Here is a 20897-nt window from a genome sequence, read left to right on the forward strand (position 1 = left end):
CGAGCACCAGTCTGCCAGCCTGCCGGGGCCCCTACGGGACGAGCGCGACCTTCCCGCCCGGGTGACCGGTCGCGAGCAGTCCGAGCGCGGCGACCGCCTCCGTGAGCGGGAAGGTCCGCGCGAGCGGCACGACGAGCTCCCCTGCCCCGGCGACGTCCACCAGCCGCTGGCGCACCGAGTCGCGGAAGGCCGCGCTGTCCGGCAACGACCCGGCGATCGCTCGGAACCCCTCGTCGTGCGCCCGGCCCGGAGCCGCGATCGTGACGATGCGGCTCCGATCGGCGACCAGTTCGAGCGACACGTCGACCGCCTCGTCCGTCCCGACGCAGTCGAGGGCCGCGTCGATGCCGTCCGGGACGATGGCCCGGACCCGGTCGGCGAGCCCCGGACCGTACACGACGGCATCGCCGCCGAACTGTCGGACCACGTGGCCGCTGTCCTCGGACGAGGTCCCGACGACACGGGCGCCGAGCATCGCGGCCTGCTGGAGGACGCTCACACCCACCGCGCCCGAGGCGCCGTGCACGAGGACGGCGTCCCCGGGTCCGACCCCGGCGACGTGCAGCATCTCCGCGGCGGTGCTGCCGGCGAGCAGCAGGTTGGCAGCCTCGGCGAACCCGAGGGACTCCGGCTTGGCGAACACGTCGGCGGCGGGGACGGTGACCGCGGTGGCGTACCCGCCGGTGATCCGGAAGGCCAGGACGTCGTCCCCGACTGCGCCGCCCCCGGAAGCGATGACGGTGTCCGGCCCGATCGCGGCGATGGTGCCGGCGACCTCGTAGCCGATCCGGATCGGGAGACGCCCCGGGTCGTCGCCAGCGGACGCCTCGGTGTGCTTCTGGTCGGCCGGGTTGACACCCGCCGCGCGGACCCGGATCGTGACCTCGCCCGCCTCCGGCGGTGCCACGTCGGTCTCGACGAACTCGAAGACCTCGCGGCCGCCGAACCGCGGCGCGACCCAGGCCATCGCCGTGCCGGACGACTGCAGTCCGCCGGGGCCGAAGGCCGGGTCGACCGCGGCGTGCACCGGGCCGACCGTCCCGAACGACCGCGCGGCGGCCTGGAGCCGCCCGACGAACTCCGGTGACTCGATCTCGAGGTCGTCGTCGTCGGCGTCCTCGACGATGAGCTCGCTCGACGGCCCGATGAGGATCTTGATCGTGGTCGACGAGCCGTCCGGCGCGGACGTCGGCACCGGGATCGTGTCGGCACGACCGGTGGCCGCGAGCGCCGCGGCGTACTCGATCACGGCATCGGCGACGTCGTCACTGGCGAGGATGTCGACGCCGTCGTAGTGGATGTGCTTCATGTGGGAACCTCCTGCACGCGCCCCATTGAACACATCGGACACCGGTGGACCCCGAGAAACCGACGATCGGTGGTCGTGATCGCCACGACGCGCACCGACCACCCGGACGGGGACGTGCTCAGAGTCCCGTCGGTTGGTAACGTCGCCTCGTCCGACGACGGGGGGACCACGAGTGACGTACTGGCAGGACGAGACCGCGCCCGCGGGGCGCCCCGTGGCCCGGGCGGTGCGCCTGCGCGTCTGGATCGCGCTCGCGGTGACGCTCGGCATCGTGCTGGGGCTCGTCGCCGGGGCTTCGAGCGTCGGACGACTGGTCCCGCACGCGCTCCTCCAGGCGTACACCGCGCCGATCGACTGGCAACGCTGCGGGGACTTCCGTTGTGCCAGCGTCGAGGCACCGCTCGACTGGTCGGACGCCGGCACGGCGTCGATCCACCTCGCACTCATCGAGCACCGCGCGACCGAACGCCGCGAGGGGGCTCTCCTCGTCAACCCGGGCGGCCCCGGCGGCTCCGGGGTCGACATGGTCGGGTCCGGTGTCGAGAACGCGGTCACCCCGGACGTCGCGAAGCACTTCGACGTCGTCGGGTTCGACCCGCGCGGCGTCGGCTACTCGAGTCGCGTGCGCTGCGGTGGTGCCGCGGAGCTCGACCGGTTCCTGTACCCCGATCTGCCGGGGAGGATCGGGTCGGCCGCCTGGCTCGCGGCCGACCGGAAGGTCGCCGACCGGTTCGCCGCCGCGTGCGCGGAACACACCGGTGCACTCCTCGGGCACGTCGACACCACCAGCGCGGCACGGGACCTCGAACTCCTCCGCGCGGACCTCGGGGAGTCGAAGCTGAACTACCTCGGCTACTCGTACGGGACCGCGCTCGGGTCGGTGTACGCCGGGCTCTACCCGGGGCACGTCGGGCGGTTCGTGCTCGACGGCGCCGAGGATCTCTGGTCGGAGAGCAGCGAGGCCGCGTCGGACTCGCAGGCCGGGGCGTTCGAGGGTGACCTGCGCGCGTGGATGCGAGCCTGTCTCGCGGGCGAGGACCGGGCCGTCGGCAGCGGCACCTGTCCGTTCTCCGGGTCGATGGACGGCGCGATGGACCGTCTCCGGACCCTGCTCGCCGACACCGAGGCGCACCCGCTCGTCACGGCCGGCGGGCGGGAGCTCACCGGCGCCGTCCTGGCGACCGCGATAGCGACGCCGCTCTACCGCACATCGGAGTGGCCGTCCCTCACGACGATGCTCGCCGCGACCCTGCACGGCGACCCGACCAAGGCGTTCCGGCTCGCGGACCAGTACAACGGACGGCGGTCGAACGGCACCTACATGGACAACCAGAACGAGGCGTTCACCGCCATCGGCTGCCTGGACTACGGGTCCGACGACGACCTCGCCGACATGCGCGCCGACGCCAGGGCCCTCGCGAAGGCGGCGCCGGTGCTCGGGCCGTACCAGGCGTACAGCGGGGTCACGTGCGGAGCCTGGAAGTACGGCCCCGTCGACTACCCGGAGCCGGTCACGGCGCCCGGAGCCGACCCGATCATCGTCGTCGGCACCACCGGCGACCCCGCGACGCCCTACGCCGACGCGAAGTCGCTCGCCGCCCGGCTCGACTCCGGCCACCTCATCACCAAGGTCGGCCAGGGGCACACGGCGTACGACCTCGGGGACGAGTGCGTCGACGACAGCGTCGACGCGTACCTGCTGCACGGCACCGTCCCGGCGGACCACCTGCGCTGCCGCTGACCTGCCGTCGCCCCGACCTCACACTGGCGGTGCGAGCCGCTCCCGGAGGAACGCGACGACGCGGTCCCGCGCTCCGAGTGCCGGATGGCCGGGGACCTCGCGGACCTCGTTCGTCAGCACGGAGTGCGCAGACGCCGGGAACCCGGTCGGGTTGCCCGGCGAGGAGTCGAGCTCGATGACCTCGAACGCGTCACCGAGCCGGTCGCGGATCGCCGCGAAGCGCTCCGGCGGCACGAGACCGTCCTGGCTGAACCGCAGTCCGATCGCGCAGACGTCCCCGGCGCCGGCACGTGCGGCGACGCGGTCGAGCTCCTCCGCCGACATCGTCGGATCGGCGCGTCGCGTGGCGCCGAGCGGCATCGGCACGCCCGGCTGGCTGACCACCGACGCGCGCACCGAGTCGTCGACCGCGGCGGCGAGGGCGAACCCGCCCGTGAAGCACATCCCGATCACGCCGACGCCGGTGCCCGGGGTCCGTCCTGCGAGGTCGGCGGCGACGGCGCGGAGATACGCCGTGACCGGACGACGAGCACCCACGGCGAACGCCCGGAACTCGGCCTGGACGCAGAGCCTCGCGACCACCCGCAGGGCGTAGCCGGCACTCATCGGGCGTCCTGGGTCACCGAACGGCGACGGGACGACCACGGTGAAGCCGGACGCGACGAGGTGGTCGGCGAGCCCGAGGACCTCCGGTGTGATCCCGGGCACCTCCGGGATGAGCACGACGCCCGGCCCGGAGCCCTTCTCGTAGCAGTCGTGCGTCAGTCCGCCGCCGCTGAACGGTGCGACCGACCAGCCGTCGAGCGTCGATGCGGGTGCGGCTCCGGGCTGTCCGGCCATGTGGTCTCCGATCGTCTGCGCGCGTCAGGCGGCGCGCGCCGCGCCGATCCGCACCGTGAACGGCGCGAGCAGCGGGTGTCCGGCGTCGAGGCCGGTGATCTGCGTGGCGACCTCGTCGTCGGTCGCGTCGGAGGCGAGGAGCGCCTGCAGCTCGACACTCTGCTCGTCGTCCGCGACGTCGAACCGCAATGCGGCCCCCATCGCGTCGAGGAGGGCGGTCGGCTCGGTGCCGGACTCGGCGATCGCGGCGGCCGGTGACACGAACCGCTCGTCGCGGGACAGCTTGCGGAGCGGCTGGCGCCCGACGCGGGTCACGGTGTCCGGCAGGTGCGGGTTCTCGAACCGGGCGACGATCGCTCGGACGTAGGCACGGTGCACGTCGGCGTCCAGTGCGTGGCGCTCGACGAGCAGGTCGCTCGTCTCGTCGAGCACGGCGAGGAGTGCCGACCGCACGGCCGGCATCGCCACGGCGTCGGAGATCCTGTCCGCCCCGGCGAGGAAGCCGTGGTACGCGACGGTCGCGTGACCGGTGTTCACGGTGAAGAGCTTCCGCTCGATCGACGCGGCGAGCCCGTCGACGTAGTGCGCACCGGGCAACGTCGGCTCGGCGCCGGCGAACGGCGTCCGGTCGATGGCCCACTCGTAGTAGGTCTCCACGGTGACGTCGAGGCCCTGGCCGGGTGCCTGCGCGGGCACGATGCGGTCGACGGCGGTGTTCGCGAAGACAGCCTTGGCGAGGGCGGCGTCCCGGACGTCGTCCGGCAGTGCCGCCTCGATGAACTCGCGGAGGCGGTCGGTGGCGTTGATCGCGTTCTCGCACGCCATCACGGCGAGCGGCGGAGCGTCGGCATCGCGGGCGACGAGCCCGCGGGCGATCACCGGCGCGATGAACTTCAGGACCGTCGGACCGACAGCGCAGGTGACGACGGCCGCCGCGGCGACCTCGTCGACGACAGCCGACTCGTCCGTGGCGCTGTTCACCGCACGGAAACCGGTGACCTCGTGGTCGGTCGCGCCGGCGCCGACCTCGTGCACGGTGTAGGAGTCGGCGGCGGCGAGCGCGTCGATGAGGGGTGCGGCGACGTCCGCGAACACGACCTCGTAGCCGGCCTGGTGGAGCAGGAGCCCCACGAAGCCACGCCCGATGTTCCCGGCACCGAAGTGGACGGCGGTCCCGACCCGGGCGTCGGTCACTCGTTGACCTCGGAGAGCATCGCGAAGATGGCGTCCTCGTCGGCTGCGTCGGTGAGCGCCTGCACCTGGTCGTCGTCGGAGAACACGATCGCGATCTTCGACAGGATGTCGAGGTGCTGGTTCTCGACGCCGGCGATGCCGACGACGAACCGGACGGGGTTGCCGTCCCAGTCGATCGGCGTGGAGTAGCGGACGAACGACAGCGCCGAGGCCTTGATGGCCTCCTTCGCGTCGTTCGTCCCGTGCGGGATCGCGAGGAAGTTGCCCATGTACGTGGACACGGTCTTCTCCCGCTCGATCATCGCGGGCAGGTAGTCAGCCGTGACCGCCCCCGCCTCCATCAGGATCTCGTGGGCCTCGCGCATCGCCTCCATCTTGGTGGTGGCGGTGCCCTCGGCACGGATCTGTGATTCCTGGAGGACGGGAGCGGTCATCGGTGGTTCTCCTAGTTTCGGCCCGTTTCCGGGAGTGCTGCTACTGCTGGGACTTGAGCTGCTCGACGACCTGGTCGTACTGCGGCGCATTCATGAAGTTACCCACCGACACGTGCTGCGCGTTCGGGGTCTTCTGGGTTGCGCGCTCCGTGAGCTGCTCCTGGGTGATGACGAGGTCCTCGTCACCGGACAGGTTCGCGATCGCCTTGTTCACGACGGTCACGCCCTCGATCCCGGCCTTCTTGATCTTGTTGCGGAGGACGCTCGCGCCCATCGCACTCGATCCCATGCCGGCGTCACAGGCGAACACGATGTTCTCGACGCGGGTGCGCGTCGCCGTGGCACTGGCGGATCCGACACCGCCGAAGGAGGACTCGGCCTCCTCCTCGGACGCCGGGGCGTTGTTGCCGAACAGACCGGCGGTCGCGGCGTTGGCGTCGCGGCCCTTGGTCGCCTGCATCTTCGCGAGGGCGTCGGACATGTCGCCGCCGCCGTTCGCGAGGTCGCGCTTGCGGGTGGCGATGAGGAAGAACGACGCGACGACACCGGAGACCGCGGCCGACAGGATGACGGACAGGATCACACCGAGGTAGCTGTCACGCGACGTGTTCGCGAGGACAGCGATGATCGACCCGGGCGATGCCGGGGCGGTCAGACCGGAGTTGAACAGGGCGTTCGTGCCGACACCCGTGGCACCACCGAGGATGACGGCGATGAACAGGACCGGCTTCTGCAGCACGTACGGGAAGTAGATCTCGTGGATGCCACCGAAGAACTGGATGAGGATCGCGCCGGGAGCGGTGGACCGGGCGGCGCCGACGCCGAAGAAGGTGAAGGCGAGGAGGATGCCGAGACCGGGGCCGGGGTTGGCCTCGAGGAGGAACAGGATCGACTTGCCGGACTCCTGCACCTGCTGCGCACCGAGCTGGTCGAGCACGCCGTGGTTGATCGCGTTGTTGAGGAACACGATCTTGGCGGGCTCGATGATGAGGCTGGCGAGCGGCAGGAGGTGCGCGTTGACGAGCGCCTCCACGCCCTTGCCGAGACCAGTCGCGATCGCCTTGAAGATCGGGGCGAACACGAAGAACCCGAGCAGCGCGAGCGCGAACCCGAGGATGCCGGCCGCGTAGTTGTTGACGAGCATCTCGAAGCCGGGCTTGATCTTGCCGTCCCAGATCTTGTCGATCTGCTTGATCAGCCACGCACCGAGCGGTCCGCAGACCATGGCGCCGAGGATCATGATCGTGCCGTTGGCGCCGATGATGACGCCCATGGCGAAGACCGAGCCGACGACGGCACCACGGGTGTCGTAGACCATCCGGCCGCCCTGGAACGCGATCGCGAGCGGGATCAGGTAGGTCAGGATCGGGCCGACGAGACCGATGTTGGCGACGCCGTCGGTCGTGCCGAAGCCGCCGAGGACGCCGACCGGGGTCCACCCGGTCTGGATGAAGAAGGCGGTGATGAAGCCCCACGCGATGAAGATCGCGATGTTCGGCATGACCATGCCGGAGAGGAATGTCCCGAACTTCTGGACGCGGACGCGGCCGCCTCCCCGTGACTTCGGGGCGCCGGTCGCTGCAACGGACGACGTTGTCATGAGCGGTTCTTTCTGTGTGTGCTGCTACGGGAAACGGATTGTGGTGCTGTGGGGGGACGGAGGGTGGTGCTGGAGGGGGTGGCTCAGGCGACGTGCGCCGCGGCCGCGGCGGCCTTGGCGGCCGACGCAGTGGTGGCCGCGAGCGCTGCCCGGGCCATCTCGCGCGCCTGGTCGAGGGTGTGCTTGCCGAGTTCGGCGCGCACGTCCGCGAGGGCGGCGGGAGTCATGGAGAGGGTGGTCGCGCCGAGGCCGACGAGCACCACCGCGAGGAGCGGGTCGGCGGCGGCCTCGCCGCAGATGCCGACGCCCTTGGACACGGCACCGCCGGCGGTGCCGAGCTGTGCGACGAGCCGGAGGACCGCCGGGTGCCAGGGGTCCTGGTAGCTCGCGACCGAGCCGAGGAGCCGGTCGGCGGCCATCGTGTACTGCGTGAGGTCGTTCGTGCCGATCGACACGAAGTCGGCCTCGGCGAAGACCTGCTCGGCGAGGAGCGCCAGGGACGGCACCTCGGCCATCACCCCGGCGGTGCGGATGCCGAGTTCGCGGGCGAGTGCGACGAAGTAGGCGGTCTCCTCGGCGTCGGCGACCATCGGCGCCATCACCCAGAGGTCGGCCTCGGTCTCGGCGTCGGCCTGGGCGAGCGCGGTGAGCTGGTCGCGCAGGATCTCCTCGTGGTGCCGGAGCGCGCGGAGGCCACGGCGGCCGAGCGCCGGGTTCTCCTCGCCCTTGTCGGTGAGGAACGGCAACGGCTTGTCGGCGCCGGCGTCGAGCGCGCGGACGACGACCTTCCGGCCCGGGAACGCCTGCAGCAGTGCGACGTAGGACGCCTTCTGCGACTCCACCGACGGCGCGTACGGGGAGTCGAGGAAGAGGAACTCGGTGCGGAACAGGCCGACGCCCTCGGCGCCGAGCGCGACCGCCCCGGCGGCGTCGGAGGGCGACCCGAGGTTCGCGAGCAGCGGGACGGCGGTGCCGTCTGCGAGCGCACCCGGGGTGAGCGGGGCGTCGAGCGCGGCGAGACGGTCGGCGATCCGGGCCTCCGTCTCGGCGACGAGCGACGCATCCGGGTCGGTCGTGACGGACCCCGCGACCGCGTCGACGATGATCGGCGTGCCGTCGACGAGGTCGGCGGCGCCGGTGACGCCGACGATGGCCGTGATCCCCTTGGCGCGGGCGAGGATGGCGGTGTGCGACGTCGGTCCGCCGTCGCTCGTGACGAGCGCGAGGACCTTGTCGAGGTCGAGCAGGGCCGTGTCGGCCGGGGCCAGGTCGCGGGCGACGAGGACGAACGGCGTGTCGGACTCGGGGACGCCGGGTGCGTGGACGCCGCGGAGCTTCGCGATGATGCGCTGGGCGACGTCGCCGAGGTCGGCGGCCCGCTCCCCCATGTAGCCGCCCATGCCGGCGAGGATGTCCTGGAACGCCTGGAACGCCTCGTACACGGCGCGTTCCGGGTTCGTGCCGCCGTCGATGCGGGCGTGCACGTCGTCGAGGAGCGTCGGGTCCTGGGCCATCAGCGCCTGGGCCTCGAGCACCGCCTGGGCGTCGCCGCCGGCGAGGGCGCCGCGCCTGCTGAGGTCCTCGGCCACGGCGGCGAGCGCGTCGTGCACCGACGACTTCGCGGAGTCCGCCGAGCCCTCGAGCGGCGTGGTGGCCGGTTCGCCGAGCGGGTCCGCCATGCGCAGCACGGGGCCGTAGGCGATGCCACGACCGACGCCGATTCCGGGCAGTACGGACATCCGAGACTCCTTCATCTCAGCACGCGACCTGACGGCACGTGCGGGGCACAAGCGGGGCGCACCGGCGTGCGCTGCGACGACCATACATCGATCTCGGTTGACAAACAAACAAATCCGGGGATAAATATGCAGAAACAGACGCCCGTTTGAGTCTGACTCCGCAACAGCCCGCGAATCGGTGCCCGAATGCATCGGTTCGTGTCCGCAGCACGGTCCGATCGCGACCCGCACGCACGACAACGAGGTCCCATGTACGCCCCCGAACGCCATCAGCGCATCGTCGAGCAGGCCCGGCAGCAGGGCCGTGTCGACGTCAAGGACCTCGCCGAGCTGCTCGCCGTCACGCCGGAGACGATCCGCCGGGACCTCACCAGCCTCGAGCGTCGCGGGCTCGTCCGTCGTGCCCACGGCGGCGCGATCCCCGTGGAGCGGATCACGATCCACGCCGGTGTCGGCGACCGCGGGGGCATCAACACGACGGAGAAGATGGTGATCGCCGAGGCGGCACTCGGCGAGCTCCCGGAGAACGGCTCGGTCATCATCGACGCCGGCACCTCGACCATCTGCCTCGCGGAGATGCTCCCGACCGATCGCGGGCTCACCGTCGTCACGCACTCGCTCCCGGTCGCCATGGCGGTCGCGAACCGGCCGGGCATCGACCTGCACTTCCTCGGCGGGAACATCCGGAGCGACTCGCTCGCGGGCGTCGGCACGTGGACGCACCAGCTCGTCGGGATGGTGAGCGTCGACGTCGCGTTCATCAGCATCAACGGGATCACCCCGGAACGCGGCCTCACGACGCACAACATCGCCGAGGCGGCCGTCAAGTCGGCGCTCATCAAGGCGGCCAGGCGGAGCATCCTCCTCGCGGACCACACCAAGTTCGGCCGCGAGGAGTTCGGCCGGGTCGCGCCGCTCGCCGCGATCGACACGATCATCACCGACCCCGCCGTCAACCTCGACCTCGTCCGCGAGGTCGAGGCCGCGGGCACCGAGGTCTTCTGGCCGGGCCGCTCCTGACGAGCCCAGTCCCCTCCCCGTCCCCGTCCCCGTCCCCGTCCCCGTCCCCGTCCACCAACCGCTCGCTACCATGAGGGCGCACCCACCAGGACCCCCTGCGGTCCGACCGTCGACAGGAGTACCGATGTCCGAAGCCACCCGCACCGTCACCGTCGCCAGCGCGTCCGGCCTGCACGCCCGCCCGGCGTCGCTGTTCGTCCAGAACGTCACCTCGTCCGCCCACCAGGTCACGATCGGCAAGGGCGACAAGTCGGCGAACGCGGGCAGCATCCTCGGCCTGCTCGGCCTCGGCGTCGAGAGCGGCGACCAGGTCACGCTGACCGTCAACGGCGACGACGCCGAGAAGGTCGCGGACGAGCTCGTCACGTTCCTGCAGACGGACCACGACGCGGCGTAGACGCTCCCGCGGAACACCAGGTCGGCCGCGTCGCGCAGAGCTGTTCCCCTGCGCGACGCGGCCGACCTCGCGTTCTCCGGAACCCCGACCGGACCGGCCCTGGATAGGGTTGAGGCATGTCACGCCTGCGCCTCGCGACCGTCAACGTCAACGGCATCCGCGCCGCCTTCCGCAAGGGCATGGGCGAGTGGTTGTCCTCGCGTGACGTCGATGTCCTCGCGATGCAGGAGGTCCGTGCGACCGACGACGACGTCGCCGCGCTCCTCGGCGACGACTGGACCGTCCTGCACCACCCCGCGACCACGAAGGGCCGCGCCGGTGTCGCTGTCGCGTTCCGCGTCGGCGGCCACGTGGCGGGTGCCGACGTCCACCGCGTGGCGCTCGGTCCGGACGACTTCGACTCGGCGGGCCGCTGGCTCGAAGCGGACCTCGACGTCGACGGGACCCTCGTCACGGTCGTGAGCGCGTACGTCCACTCGGGCGAGGCGGACACGCCGAAGCAGGTCGAGAAGTGGAAGTTCCTCGACGCGATGGCCGAGCGGCTCCCGGAGCTCCGTGCACACAACCCGCTCGCGGTCGTCGTCGGCGACCTCAACGTCGGGCACGACGAGCGCGACATCAAGAACTGGAAGGGCAACGTCAGGCGGGCCGGGTTCCTCCCGCGCGAACGTGCCTACCTCGACCGCTTCCTCGGCGCCGACGGCGAGCCGGTGACCGCGGTCGACGGCTCGACCGGCACCGGCCTCGGCTGGGTCGACGTCGGGCGCGCGCAGGCCGGCGACGTCGACGGCCCGTACACGTGGTGGTCCTGGCGCGGCAAGGCGTTCGACAACGACTCCGGCTGGCGCATCGACTACCAGCTCGCGACCCCGGACCTCGCCGCGACGGTCTCGCAGCACGTCGTCGACCGTGCCGCGTCCTACGACACGCGCTGGTCCGACCACACCCCCGTCGTCGTCGACTACTCCCTCTAGGACTCCCCATGGCCACCGCCCAGAAGACACGTCTGTTCTCCGGCATCCAGCCGTCCGCCGGATCCCTGCACCTCGGCAACTACATCGGTGCGCTCACGCAGTGGCGCGACCTGCAGGACGAGTACGACGCGATCTACTGCGTCGTCGACATGCACGCCATCACGTCGCCGCAGGACCCGGCCGCACTCCGCGAGAACACCCGACGGACCGCAGCGCAGTACATCGCCGCAGGCATCGACCCCGGGCGCTCGACCCTGTTCATCCAGTCGCACGTGCCCGCGCACGCCGAACTCGCCTGGGTGTTGAACACGCTGACCGGGTTCGGTGAGGCGAGCCGGATGACGCAGTTCAAGGACAAGTCCGCGCGCCAGGGCTCCGAGTCGGCCTCGGTCGGCCTGTTCACGTACCCGATGCTCATGGCGGCGGACATCCTGCTGTACGACGCGGCCGTCGTCCCGGTGGGCGACGACCAGCGGCAGCACGTCGAGCTGACCCGCGACCTCGCCGCGCGGTTCAACGCCCGGTTCGGCGACACGTTCGTCGTGCCGACGGCGCAGATCCTGCCCGACGCCGCGCGGATCTACGACCTGCAGAACCCCACCGCCAAGATGAGCAAGTCCGCCGCGACCGACGCCGGCCTCGTGCAGCTCCTCGACGAGCCGGGACGGACCGCCAAGAAGATCCGTTCCGCCGTCACGGACACCGAGCGCGAGATCGTCGCGGACCGTGAGCGGAAGCCCGGGATCACGAACCTCCTCGCCATCCTGTCGTCGTTCACGAGGACGCCGATCCCGAAGCTCGAGTCGGAGTTCGCCGGCAAGGGCTACGGCGACCTCAAGGGGGCGGTGGCCGACGCCGTGGTCGCCGAACTCGAACCGGTGCGCGCGCGGACCCTGGACCTCCTCGACGACCCGGCCGAGCTCGACCGGCTGCTCGCCGTCGGTGCCGACCGTGCCGAGTCCATCGCACAGGAGACGCTCGGCGAGGTCTACGACCGCATCGGCTTCGTCCCGCGCCGTCGGCGCTAGGCGACCATGCTGCCCGTGACGCTGTCGTCCCCGTTCGTCCGGCTCGACATGCCGACGCGGGCGGACACCGTCGCGATCACGGACGCGTGCCAGGACGCCAGCATCCAGCGCTTCACCACCATCCCGGTGCCGTACCGACCGCAGGACGCCCACGCCTTCGTCGACGCGCTCGTCGGTCCCGGGTGGGCGTCCGACCGGGAATGCACCTGGGCGATCCGTCGGCCCGGGTCGACCTGGCTCGACGGGGTCGTCTCGTACCGGACGTCCGGTCGCGAGCTCGGGTTCTGGCTCGCGCCGTCGGCGCGCGGGCTCGGTCTGATGTCCGCGGCGGTCGGTCTCGTCGTCGACTGGGCGTTCGGCCGCGGGGACCCGGACGTCTACTGGGAGTGCTTCCTCGGGAACACCGCGTCCGCCGGCGTCGCCCGCCGCGCGGGGTTCTCCTACACCGGGGTCAGGCCCGGACGACTCCCGGGACGCGACGGCTCCCCGGTGGACTGCTGGACAGGGCTGCTCCGCGCCGACGGGCGACGGGCATCGGACATCGCCTGGCCGACGGAGTCGGTGTCGTCGTAGGATCGTCCTCGGGAGCGACGACGGTTCCGGGAGTGGACTCCGCCTCCCCCAGTCGTCGCTTCGGAGCCCAGCGCCCCGGTCCCCCGAACCGAGTCGGACCATGACCCACACCATCGAATTCGTCGCCCGCGACCACAGCGGCATCACCACCATCGTGACGTCAACGGGCGTCACCGACCTCGCGTCCGCGATCGTCGAGATCGAGTCGGGCGGCACCTACGTCGCCGGTCCCTCGTCGTTCGAACGCACCCGGGTCCGGATCGCGACGGCGCTCGGCACCGCCTACCTGTACGTGAACTGGGACGGCTCCAAGCGGAACAACCTGCACGACCTCGCGCACCAGGTGACCCGACCGATCGTCCTCCCGGGGCGCCGGCGGCGGACGCTCCGCGACGTCCTGCGTCGTCGCCGCTGACCGGCCGTCGATATGCTCGGTCGGTGAGCACCAGCACCCCGGGCGACAGCACCGCAGGGGCCGACGGACCGCCGTCCGCCCCGGTCTCGACCTCGGTCTCCGGTCCGGTCTCGGTCTCAGCCCCGGTCTCCGCCGCCGAGGAACGGGCGATGCGGCGGGCGTTCGAGCTCGCGGCCGAGGGTCCGCGGACCGGCGACCACGCCCGCGTCGGGGCGGTGCTCCTCGACGCGTCCGGCCGCACGATCGCCGAGGGCCACCACCGTGGCGCAGGCACCCCGCACGCCGAGGTCGATGCCCTGTCGAAGCTCCCGCCAGGGGCCGCCCGCGGCGCGACGGCCGTCGTGACCCTCGAGCCGTGCAACCACACCGGCCGGACCGGTCCGTGCGCCGTCGCGCTCCTCGACGCCGGGGTCGGACGCGTCGTGTACGCGATCGACGACCCCTCCCCGACGGTCCACGGCGGTGCGGACCGACTCCGTTCCGGAGGCGTCGACGTCGTGACGGGACTCCTCGCGGACCAGGCCGAGACGTTCCTCGAACGGTGGCTGCTCGCCCGACGGACCGGGCGCCCGTGGGTGACGGTCAAGTGGGCGTCGAGTCTCGACGGACGCGCCGCCGCCGCCGACGGTTCGAGCCGCTGGATCACCGGGGCCGCCGCCCGGCAGCACGTGCACGAACAGCGTGCCGACCACGACGCGGTCCTCGTCGGCACCGGCACCGTGCTCGACGACGACCCGAGCCTCACCGCGCGGGGCGACGCCGGCGAACTCCTGCCCACGCAACCCCTCGCGGTCGTGGTCGGTGACCGAGCGGTCCCGGACGAGGCGGCGGTGCGACGGCACCCGCGCGGGTTCGTCGCCGTGCCCGGTCACGACCTCGACGCGGCGATCCGGTCGCTCCGTCCGCTCGGGGTGCACACCGTGTTCGTCGAAGGCGGTCCGACGATCGCGAGCGCGATGATCCGCGCCGGTCTCGCCGACGAGCTCCTCGTCTACATCGCCCCCGTGCTGCTCGGCGGTCCCGGGCTGGCACTCCACGACCTGGGCGTGGGAAGCATGAACGCGCGTCTGCGGTTGGACGTAGCATCGATCACCGAACTCGGCCCGGACCTCCTGTTCCGCGCCCGCATGGACCGGAGCACCCCATGAGCGACGCCCTGACATCCGCCACCCCGGGCAGTCCGGTGCGTTTCGAGGTCGCGACGCACGTGCCGACCGGCCACGGCACGTTCGAGATGCGCGCCTACCGCGACCTCGTCACCGGGGCGGAGCACGTCGCCGTCGTCGGCACGGCGCCGGACGGATCGGACCCGGTGGACGGCGCACTCGTCCGCGTGCACTCGGAGTGCCTCACCGGCGAGGCCTTCGGGTCTCTGAAGTGCGAGTGCGGTCCGCAGCTCGACGCCGCGCTCGACACGATCGCGACCGAGGGCGGGATCGTGGTGTACCTCCGCGGACAGGAGGGCCGCGGCATCGGGCTCGTCGACAAGCTCCGCGCCTACCGGTTGCAGGAGGACGGCCTGGACACGCTCGACGCGAACCTCGCGCTCGGTCTCCCGGCCGACGCCCGCGAGTACGGCGCCGCAGCCGGGATCCTCGCGGACCTCGGTGTGACGCGCATCCGCCTGCTGTCGAACAACCCGGAGAAGCAGCGGCAGCTCGAGGAGCACGGCATCGTCGTGGACCAGCTCGTCCCGCTCGTCGTCGGCGTGTCGACGGAGAACTCCGGGTACCTCGAGACCAAGCGCGCCCGGATGGGGCACACCCTGCCCGAGCACCTCCAGGCCGACGCGCGCCGCTGAACCGTCCGCGCCCGACCACGTACGGTTGCGGGGTCGGACAACGAGAAGGATCCATGACCAACTTCCTGAGCCGCCGCAAGCCGCACGACGGACCCCGCGCGACGTTCGGCACCCTCCTGCCCTACCTGTTCGAGAACCGCAGGGTGATGGGGTTCATCATCTTCCTGAGCGTCCTCGGCGCTGCCGCGTCCCTCGCACAACCGCTGCTCATCCGCGAGGTCATCACCGCCGTCCAGAAGGGGCAGACGGTGGCGGTCTTCGTCACCCTGCTCGCCGTCCTCGTGGTGGTGTCCGGGCTCCTCAACGGCTTCCAGCACTTCCTGCTCCAGCGCGCTGGCGAGGGCGTCGTGCTCTCGAGCCGTCGCCGCCTCGTCGCGAAGATCCTGCGGCTCCCGATCGCGGAGTTCGACGTCCGGCGGACCGGTGACCTCGTCTCCCGGATCGGCAGCGACACCACGCTCCTCCGCGCCGTCCTCACGCAGGGGCTCATCGAGGCGATCGGTGGCGCGCTGACGTTCATCGGCGCCGTGGTCGTGATGGCGGTCATCGACCCGCTCCTCCTCGGCATCACCGTCGTCATCATCGCGCTGTCGATCGTGTTCGTCGGCACCCTGAGCCGCCGCATCCGCGTCGCGAGCAAGCGCGCGCAGGAGAAGGTCGGCGACCTCACCGCCGCGGTCGAGCGCGGCATCAGCGCCGTGCGGACCATCCGTGCCGCCGGGGCGACCGACCGCGAGGTCACCGAGATCGACGGCCACGCGACGGACGCCTACCGCCGCGGACTCGACATCGCCAGGATGTCCGCGTTCGTCGTCCCGGTGTCGTTCATCGCGCTCCAGGTCTCGTTCATCGTCGTGATCGGGGTCGGCGGGGCCCAGGTCGCCGCGGGCACGATCTCGATCGCCACCCTCGTCACGTTCATCCTGCTGCTCTTCATGATGATCACGCCGCTCGGCCAGGCGATGGGCGCAGCGATCGCGGTGAACCAGGCCCTCGGAGCGCTCGGCCGCATCCAGGAGATCCTCGACCTCCCCGACGAGGACGCCGACGACGCCGCGGTCTCGCCCCTGCCGGCGGTCGCCACCGACGACGCGATCACCTTCGAGCACGTCTCGTTCCGGTACCGCGAGGACGCCCTGGTGGTGACCACGTCGCCGGACGGGACCATCGCGGCGGACGCGATGCGGGCCTCCAGTCCGGCGGGTGCCGTGGACCGGACGGGAGGCGGGACCGGCGTCGCCGACGACGGCCACCGCGACCAGGACCCGACCGTCCTGCACGACGTGTCGTTCAGTGTCCCCCGCGGGAGCCGCGTCGCGCTCGTCGGGCCCTCCGGCGCCGGGAAGAGCACCACGCTCGCCCTCATCGAGCGGTTCTACGACCCGACCGGCGGCGTCATCCGACTCGGCGGCATCGACGTCCGCGGACTCGACCGCGCCGACCTCCGCGCGCAGATCGGGTACGTCGAGCAGGACGCCCCGGTGCTCGCCGGCACGATCCGCGCGAACCTGCTCCTCGGGTCGCCGGCCGCGACCGAGGACGAGTGCGTCCGCGTGCTCGAGGCCGTCAACCTGACCGAGGTGCTCGACCGGGACGAGCGCGGCCTCGACGCGCAGGTGGGCGAGGACGGCGTGATGCTGTCCGGCGGGGAACGGCAACGACTCGCGATCGCCCGAGCGCTCCTCGCCGCACCGCCCATCCTGCTCCTCGACGAGTCGACGTCGAGCCTCGACGGCATCAACGAGCAACGGCTCCGACTGGCGATCGACGCCGTCGCGGCCGACCGGACGCTCCTCGTCATCGCACACCGCCTGTCGACCGTCGTCGACTCGGACGTCATCGTCGTGCTCGAGCACGGCCGGGTCGTCGGCATCGGTACGCACTCGGAGCTGGTGCAGACGACGCCGCTGTACCGGGACCTCGCGAAGCACCAGCTGCTCGTCTGAGGCGACACCCCGGCCGTCGCGGAACCGTGTCACCCCGACGAGAGTGTCGGACCGGTGGACCACGGGGGACGGCCCGCGCGGGATCAGGCCCCGAACGGGTCCGGTGTCAGCATGTACACCGTCTCGAGGTACTCCTCGATGCCCTCGTGCGACCCCTCTCGGCCGAGGCCGGACGCCTTGACCCCGCCGAACGGTGCGCTCGCGTTCGAGATGACGCCCATGTTCAGCCCGAGCATCCCGGACTGCAGCCGCTCGGCGAGCCGCTGAGCCCGGGCGAGGTCGGTCGTGAACGCGTAGGACACGAGCCCGAACTCGGTGTCGTTCGCGAGCCGGACCCCCTCGTCCTCGGTCGCGAACCGCGTGATGGAGACGACCGGCGCGAAGATCTCCGTCGTCAGGATGTCCGACCCGGGCTCGACACCGTCGAGGATCGTCGGGGCGTAGAACGTGCCCGCACGGTCCACCGGCTCGCCGCCGACGACGAGCCGGGCGCCACGGTCGATCGCGTCCGCGACGAGCCGGGATGCCTTGTCGACGGCCTTCTGGTCGATGAGGGGCCCCATCGTGGTGCCGTCCTCGCTCCCCCGGCCGATGGTGAACGCCTCCACCTTCGCGGTGAGCCGTTCGAGGAACGCGTCCGCGATGCCCTCCTGCACGAAGAACCGGTTCGCGGCGGTGCAGGCCTCCCCGACGTTCCGGAACTTCGCGAGCATCGCCGCGGTGACGGCGGTGTCGAGGTCGGCGTCGTCGAACACGAGCAGCGGCGCGTTCCCGCCGAGCTCCATGCTCGTCTTCAGGACGTTGTCGGCCGCGAGCTTGAGGAGCGCCGAGCCGACCGGGGTCGACCCGGTGAAGGTCAGCTTGCGGAGTCGTCGGTCCGCGAGGAGCGGGCCGGACTGCCCGGCGGCGTCGGAGGTCGGGACGATGTTCAGCACCCCGTCCGGCAGCCCGGCCTCCTGGAACAGCCGTCCGAGGAACAGTGTGGTCAGCGGGGTGAGGTCGGCGGGCTTCACGACGACGGTGCACCCCGCGGCGAGTGCCGGCGCGATCTTCCGCGTGGCCATCGCGAGCGGGAAGTTCCACGGCGTGATGGCGTAGACCGGTCCGACCGGACGCTTCAGGACGACCGCGCGGCCGGTGCCCTCCGGGTTCGTCGAGTAGCTGCCGCGGATCCGGACGGCCTCCTCGCTGAACCAGCGCAGGAACTCGGCACCGTACGTCACCTCGCCGCGGGACTCGGCGAGCGGCTTGCCCATCTCGAGCGTCATGAGCGCCGCGAGGTCGTCGGCGTGCGCGTGGACGAGGTCGAACGCACGGCGCAGGACGTCCGAGCGCCGACGCGGCGGTGTCGCGGCCCAGGAGTCCTGGGCGGCGACCGCGGCGTCGAGCGCGGCGATGCCGTCCGCGGGGGTGCCGTCGGCGACGTCGGCGATCACGGCACCGGTGGAGGGGTCCTGCACCGCGAACGTCGCACCGGACGACGACGCGCGCCAGGACCCGCCGACGAACACGCCGGTGGGCACGCCCTCGACCCGGACGACGTCGTCGGTGACGGTCGCGAGGGCTGCCGGGGTGGTCGTGGTGTCGGTCATGCGGTACCTCCTGCGGTGCGGGTGTCGGACTGGGTGACGGCCTGGGTCGAGGGGAGGACCTGGCCGCCGGCGACCCGGATCTCCGCCAGCGCCGCCGTGCTCGGACCGGGTGCGACGCCGGCGACCAGGTCGTCGAGGACGCGGACGCCGAGCCCGGCGGACGCACCGTCGAGGGCGGTCGCCCGGACGCAGTGGTCGGTGGCGATACCGACGACGTCGACCGCGTCGACACCGGCGTCGTCGAGCACCGCAGCGAGGGGGCGACCCTCGTCGTCGACACCCTCGAACGCCGAGTAGGCGGGCACGCCCATGCCCTTCCGGACGTGCACGTCGACCGCGGTCGTGTCGAACGCCGGGTGGTAGTCGGCGCCGGGCGTCCCGCCGACGCAGTGCACCGGCCAGGTGGTCACGAAGTCGGGGCCGACCGCTCCGCCGGACACGGACGCGGCGAAGTGCCCGCCGTTGTCGTCCTCGCCGTGGTGCCAGTCCCGCGACGCCACGACGAGCGCGTACTCGTCGGCGTGCGCGTGCAGGAAGTCCGTGATGCGGGCGGCGGTGTCGGCGCCACCGTCGACGCCCAACGCCCCGCCCTCGGTGAAGTCGTTCTGGACGTCGACGACGATGAGGGCTCGGGTCATGCGACCATCCTGGCCCGCGGGGTCCGCGCCCATGTCAGTTGTCGGACAGGTTCCCACCGCACCGGTAGACGGCGGCGGTGACCGCGTCGAGGGCGGGGAGCGCTGCCGCACGGGAGGACCCGAGCGCGTAGAACGCGAACGTCAGCCGTGTGCCGTCCGCGGCGTCGATGTACCCGCCGAGCGTGTTCGCGGTGTCGATCCAGCCGGTCTTGGCGTGCACCTTCCCGCGGGCCACGGCGTTCGCACCCGTGAACCGGGACGACAGCGTACCGGACACGCCCGCCACCGGGAGCGCCTGTGCGAGCGTGCCGAGGCCGTTGGTCCCGGCGGCGACCTGCACCATGAGCTGCGCCACGAGCGCGGGCGACACGGCGTTCGCCGCGCTCTCGCCGGACCCGTCCTTGATGACGATGCCGGCGGCGTTCAGTCCATCGGCGCCGAGCGCCTTCTGGTAGACCCCGGTCAGGGAGGCGGCGGATCCGTCCGCGCCGGACTGGCGCGACGAGATCCGGGCGAGCATCTCGGCGAGCGTGTTGTCCGAGTTCGGGATCATCTGCCCGATGAGGGTCGACACCGGCTGGGACTGCACCTCGGCGATCGTGGCGGTGCCCGTGGTGGCGCGCTTCGTGATGCCCGCTCCGGCTGCGCCGACGACCCCGGCGTTCGCGAGCGCCGTCCGGAACGCCGCACCGGCTCGACCGACGGGGTCGGTGGACCGGGGCGAGGTGGCCGCCGCGGGGTTCGCGCGGTCGCCGTCGACCATGAGCGCGGTGACCTCGGGCTGGTAGCCGATGGTGCGCTCGGAGACCGGCCACGTCGGGTCCCAGGCGTCCGCGTCGTTCCAGTAGCTGTCGTCGGTCACGATGGTCGTGACCGGGGTGGACCCGAGCTTCGCCTTGACTTGGGTGGCGAGGTCGGCGAGCGTCGGGGCGCCCGGGTACACCGTGGCGCCCCCGACGGAGAGCGTGGCGTCGCCGTGGCCGACGATGGCGATCGTGCCGTCGCCCTCGTCGACGACGGTGGTCGGGATCCGGTAGCCGCCGCCGAGGTCGGCCAGCGCGGTCGCCGTGGTGAGCGTCTTCATCACGCTGCCCGTACGCGCCGGGGTCGAGCCGGACCGGTCGAAGAGGGTCGCACCGGTCGCCGCGTTCATCACGAAGCCCTCGAACTGCCCGAGACCGGCCGCCGACGCGGCAGCGGCGACGGAACAGGTCCGCAGGGTGCTCGGCGCCGCGACGTCGGTGGGGACCGGGCGCGCGGGGACCGTCGGCGTCGGTGTCGGTGTGGGTGTCGCGGACGAGGACGGACTGGAGGCACGACCGCCGCCGTTCCCGTCGGCCGCGGACGTCGACGTGGTCGGCACGGTCGCCGCCGCCACCGCGACGGCACCGCCGGACCCGAGGACGAGCACGGCGACGAAGCCGCCGACGGCCCAGGCGAGGGGCCGCCGCGCGACGGCCCGGCGGATCCCTGCGAGCGCCGAGCCGAGCCTCCCGTCCGTGGCGGGGGCGGGGTCTGGCGGAGTCTGGTCGTCGGACATCGCCGACGATTCTACGGACGACCGCGGCCCGCGGCTAGCTGTACTGAGCCATCAGGTTGGTGACACTCGGGCTGCGGGAGTGAGTCCGTGGCTTGAGTGGATCCGGTCAGTGTTGT

18 protein-coding genes and 1 pseudogene are annotated in these 20897 nt (G+C 72.0%); 10 read left to right on the plus strand and 9 right to left on the minus strand.

Annotated features, from left to right (window positions below; translation table 11 throughout):
- Positions 1-31 precede the first annotated feature (31 nt).
- Positions 32-1309 (minus strand): quinone oxidoreductase family protein, encoded by a 1278-nt coding sequence (locus tag ACO0E0_RS13560; RefSeq protein WP_422871966.1) that lies wholly within the window; start codon positions 1307-1309, stop codon positions 32-34.
- A gap of 172 nt (positions 1310-1481) precedes the next feature.
- Between ACO0E0_RS13560 and ACO0E0_RS13565 the strand changes: the two genes are divergently transcribed.
- On the plus strand, positions 1482-3050 hold the full coding sequence (locus ACO0E0_RS13565; protein ID WP_422871967.1) for an alpha/beta hydrolase: 1569 nt from the start codon (positions 1482-1484) through the stop codon (positions 3048-3050).
- A gap of 18 nt (positions 3051-3068) precedes the next feature.
- On the opposite strand, the gene ACO0E0_RS13570 is transcribed toward ACO0E0_RS13565, so the two are convergent.
- The 5 genes from ACO0E0_RS13570 to ptsP form a co-directional block, all read right to left on the minus strand.
- Positions 3069-3890 carry a dienelactone hydrolase family protein gene (locus ACO0E0_RS13570; RefSeq protein WP_422871968.1) on the minus strand — a complete coding sequence of 274 codons (822 nt, stop codon included), beginning with the start codon at positions 3888-3890 and terminating at the stop codon, positions 3069-3071.
- Between the two features lie 24 nt (positions 3891-3914).
- Positions 3915-5084, minus strand: a complete 1170-nt coding sequence (locus ACO0E0_RS13575) for a mannitol-1-phosphate 5-dehydrogenase (protein WP_422871969.1) — start codon at positions 5082-5084, stop codon at positions 3915-3917.
- Positions 5081-5518 carry a PTS mannitol transporter subunit IIA gene (locus ACO0E0_RS13580; RefSeq protein WP_422871970.1) on the minus strand — a complete coding sequence of 146 codons (438 nt, stop codon included), beginning with the start codon at positions 5516-5518 and terminating at the stop codon, positions 5081-5083. The genes ACO0E0_RS13575 and ACO0E0_RS13580 overlap by 4 nt, the downstream gene beginning before the upstream one ends.
- Positions 5519-5558: 40 nt before the next feature.
- Entirely contained in the window at positions 5559-7118 is a 1560-nt protein-coding gene (locus tag ACO0E0_RS13585) for a PTS mannitol transporter subunit IIBC (RefSeq protein WP_422871971.1), read from the minus strand.
- A gap of 83 nt (positions 7119-7201) precedes the next feature.
- Positions 7202-8857 (minus strand): phosphoenolpyruvate--protein phosphotransferase, encoded by a 1656-nt coding sequence (gene ptsP, locus ACO0E0_RS13590; protein WP_422871972.1) that lies wholly within the window; start codon positions 8855-8857, stop codon positions 7202-7204.
- Between the two features lie 249 nt (positions 8858-9106).
- Here ptsP and ACO0E0_RS13595 point away from each other — a divergent pair, with 249 nt between their 5' ends.
- From ACO0E0_RS13595 to ACO0E0_RS13635, 9 genes and pseudogenes are all read left to right on the plus strand, one after another.
- Positions 9107-9877 (plus strand): DeoR/GlpR family DNA-binding transcription regulator, encoded by a 771-nt coding sequence (locus ACO0E0_RS13595; protein ID WP_422871973.1) that lies wholly within the window; start codon positions 9107-9109, stop codon positions 9875-9877.
- 124 nt (positions 9878-10001) lie between these two features.
- A complete protein-coding gene (locus ACO0E0_RS13600; RefSeq protein WP_422871974.1) occupies positions 10002-10274 on the plus strand; it encodes an HPr family phosphocarrier protein in 273 nt (90 codons plus the stop codon).
- 116 nt (positions 10275-10390) lie between these two features.
- Positions 10391-11248: an exodeoxyribonuclease III gene (locus tag ACO0E0_RS13605; protein WP_422871975.1), complete on the plus strand. Its 858-nt coding sequence runs from the start codon at positions 10391-10393 to the stop codon at positions 11246-11248.
- Positions 11249-11256: 8 nt separating this feature from the next.
- A complete protein-coding gene (gene trpS / locus ACO0E0_RS13610) occupies positions 11257-12276 on the plus strand; it encodes a tryptophan--tRNA ligase (protein WP_422871976.1) in 1020 nt (339 codons plus the stop codon).
- Positions 12277-12291: 15 nt separating this feature from the next.
- A complete protein-coding gene (locus ACO0E0_RS13615; protein WP_422871977.1) occupies positions 12292-12849 on the plus strand; it encodes a GNAT family N-acetyltransferase in 558 nt (185 codons plus the stop codon).
- A gap of 100 nt (positions 12850-12949) precedes the next feature.
- Positions 12950-13264 (plus strand): hypothetical protein, encoded by a 315-nt coding sequence (locus ACO0E0_RS13620; RefSeq protein WP_422871978.1) that lies wholly within the window; start codon positions 12950-12952, stop codon positions 13262-13264.
- 149 nt (positions 13265-13413) lie between these two features.
- Complete coding sequence (gene ribD, locus ACO0E0_RS13625) at positions 13414-14412, plus strand: bifunctional diaminohydroxyphosphoribosylaminopyrimidine deaminase/5-amino-6-(5-phosphoribosylamino)uracil reductase RibD (RefSeq protein WP_422871986.1); 999 nt, start codon at positions 13414-13416, stop codon at positions 14410-14412.
- 8 nt (positions 14413-14420) lie between these two features.
- A pseudogene (gene ribA, locus ACO0E0_RS13630) lies at positions 14421-15065 on the plus strand (GTP cyclohydrolase II); the annotation flags it as partial.
- Between the two features lie 53 nt (positions 15066-15118).
- The gene (locus tag ACO0E0_RS13635) at positions 15119-17011 is read left to right on the plus strand and encodes an ABC transporter ATP-binding protein (RefSeq protein ID WP_422871979.1); all 1893 of its coding nucleotides are present in this window, start codon (positions 15119-15121) and stop codon (positions 17009-17011) included.
- Positions 17012-17094: 83 nt separating this feature from the next.
- Here ACO0E0_RS13635 and ACO0E0_RS13640 read toward each other — a convergent pair whose 3' ends face one another.
- From ACO0E0_RS13640 to dacB, 3 genes are read right to left on the minus strand one after another with little or no spacing between them, the layout of a single operon-like run.
- Positions 17095-18603: an NAD-dependent succinate-semialdehyde dehydrogenase gene (locus ACO0E0_RS13640; RefSeq protein WP_422871980.1), complete on the minus strand. Its 1509-nt coding sequence runs from the start codon at positions 18601-18603 to the stop codon at positions 17095-17097.
- Positions 18600-19241, minus strand: coding sequence for an isochorismatase family protein (locus ACO0E0_RS13645; RefSeq protein WP_422871981.1), 642 nt, complete (start codon positions 19239-19241; stop codon positions 18600-18602). Before ACO0E0_RS13645 ends, ACO0E0_RS13640 begins: the two co-directional genes overlap by 4 nt.
- 34 nt (positions 19242-19275) lie before the next feature.
- Positions 19276-20781 carry a D-alanyl-D-alanine carboxypeptidase/D-alanyl-D-alanine endopeptidase gene (gene dacB / locus ACO0E0_RS13650; RefSeq protein ID WP_422871982.1) on the minus strand — a complete coding sequence of 502 codons (1506 nt, stop codon included), beginning with the start codon at positions 20779-20781 and terminating at the stop codon, positions 19276-19278.
- Between the last annotated feature and the right edge of the window lie 116 nt (positions 20782-20897).

The organism is Curtobacterium phyllosphaerae (assembly GCF_049341865.1).
Taxonomy (GTDB): Bacteria; Actinomycetota; Actinomycetes; order Actinomycetales; family Microbacteriaceae; genus Curtobacterium; species Curtobacterium phyllosphaerae.

Coding starts and splice junctions, on each gene's coding strand:
- ACO0E0_RS13580 (WP_422871970.1), bottom strand. CDS start 5,518: ATGACCGCTCCCGTCCTCCAGGAATCACAGATCCGTGCCGAGGGCACC.
- ACO0E0_RS13620 (WP_422871978.1), top strand. CDS start 12,950: ATGACCCACACCATCGAATTCGTCGCCCGCGACCACAGCGGCATCACC.
- ACO0E0_RS13605 (WP_422871975.1), top strand. CDS start 10,391: ATGTCACGCCTGCGCCTCGCGACCGTCAACGTCAACGGCATCCGCGCC.
- trpS (WP_422871976.1), top strand. CDS start 11,257: ATGGCCACCGCCCAGAAGACACGTCTGTTCTCCGGCATCCAGCCGTCC.
- ACO0E0_RS13570 (WP_422871968.1), bottom strand. CDS start 3,890: ATGGCCGGACAGCCCGGAGCCGCACCCGCATCGACGCTCGACGGCTGG.
- ACO0E0_RS13585 (WP_422871971.1), bottom strand. CDS start 7,118: ATGACAACGTCGTCCGTTGCAGCGACCGGCGCCCCGAAGTCACGGGGA.
- ACO0E0_RS13600 (WP_422871974.1), top strand. CDS start 10,002: ATGTCCGAAGCCACCCGCACCGTCACCGTCGCCAGCGCGTCCGGCCTG.
- ACO0E0_RS13595 (WP_422871973.1), top strand. CDS start 9,107: ATGTACGCCCCCGAACGCCATCAGCGCATCGTCGAGCAGGCCCGGCAG.
- ptsP (WP_422871972.1), bottom strand. CDS start 8,857: ATGTCCGTACTGCCCGGAATCGGCGTCGGTCGTGGCATCGCCTACGGC.
- ACO0E0_RS13640 (WP_422871980.1), bottom strand. CDS start 18,603: ATGACCGACACCACGACCACCCCGGCAGCCCTCGCGACCGTCACCGAC.
- ACO0E0_RS13635 (WP_422871979.1), top strand. CDS start 15,119: ATGACCAACTTCCTGAGCCGCCGCAAGCCGCACGACGGACCCCGCGCG.
- dacB (WP_422871982.1), bottom strand. CDS start 20,781: ATGTCCGACGACCAGACTCCGCCAGACCCCGCCCCCGCCACGGACGGG.
- ribD (WP_422871986.1), top strand. CDS start 13,414: ATGCGGCGGGCGTTCGAGCTCGCGGCCGAGGGTCCGCGGACCGGCGAC.
- ACO0E0_RS13560 (WP_422871966.1), bottom strand. CDS start 1,309: ATGAAGCACATCCACTACGACGGCGTCGACATCCTCGCCAGTGACGAC.
- ACO0E0_RS13645 (WP_422871981.1), bottom strand. CDS start 19,241: ATGACCCGAGCCCTCATCGTCGTCGACGTCCAGAACGACTTCACCGAG.